The following is a 538-nucleotide window of genomic DNA, read 5'->3' as shown; positions in this document are numbered from 1 at the left end:
TCTAGCGTCTTAGTGGCTTTGGTAGGCTCAGTCGCGTTAAGCTATTACCAAGTGGAAGGAAGTTTGATGATTTCGAGCATTTTAGCCATGTTAACAGGCTATTTTGTCGAACAAGTACAGGAGAAACGCTAATGATTATGCTGTCAATTTTACTCATGACGCTGTTGGTGTTCACAAGCCGATACTTGTTTCTCGAGCCGAAGTTGCCATTAAAGCTCGGCACGCGCACACAAAAGATTCTCAACTACGCAAGCCCGGCCGTTTTAACCGCGATCTGGGCGCCGATTGTCTTCATCCCCGAAGGGGAACTCAGTGTCAGCGTACAAAACCCGTTTTTATTGGCTGCGACATTGGCTGCGTTGATCGCCTATTTGACAAAAAACGTTCTCTTAACGACGGTTGTCAGTATGGTGGCGTTTCTTCTTTTGCGCATTTGGCTTTAATCAGCCATCCACTCAATTTCTAACAAGGTGACGTCGCCACATTTTAAGCGTCCAAGGAAGACGTCGCCTTGATGGACTTCGCCAACCCCTTGCGG

Annotated in this window: 1 protein-coding gene and 2 pseudogenes; 2 read left to right on the top strand and 1 reads right to left on the bottom strand. The window is 47.4% G+C overall.

Annotated elements, in window-relative coordinates:
• Both R7040_RS29460 and R7040_RS29455 read left to right on the top strand, forming a co-directional pair.
• A pseudogene (locus tag R7040_RS29460) lies at window positions 1–132 on the top strand (branched-chain amino acid ABC transporter permease); the annotation flags it as partial.
• Entirely contained in the window at window positions 132–443 is a 312-nt protein-coding gene (locus tag R7040_RS29455; RefSeq protein ID WP_017447854.1) for an AzlD domain-containing protein, read from the top strand. The pseudogene R7040_RS29460 and the gene R7040_RS29455, both read left to right, overlap by 1 nt.
• Here the strand turns inward: R7040_RS29455 and R7040_RS29450 are convergent.
• Window positions 440–538, bottom strand: a pseudogene (locus R7040_RS29450) (FAA hydrolase family protein); the annotation flags it as partial. The gene R7040_RS29455 and the pseudogene R7040_RS29450 sit on opposite strands and share 4 nt — an antisense overlap.

The sequence above is a fragment of the Vibrio sp. 1069 genome (assembly GCF_033340555.1).
The sequence above is the reverse complement of the archived record's forward strand: the minus strand, read 5'-3'. Positions and strand labels throughout refer to the sequence as shown.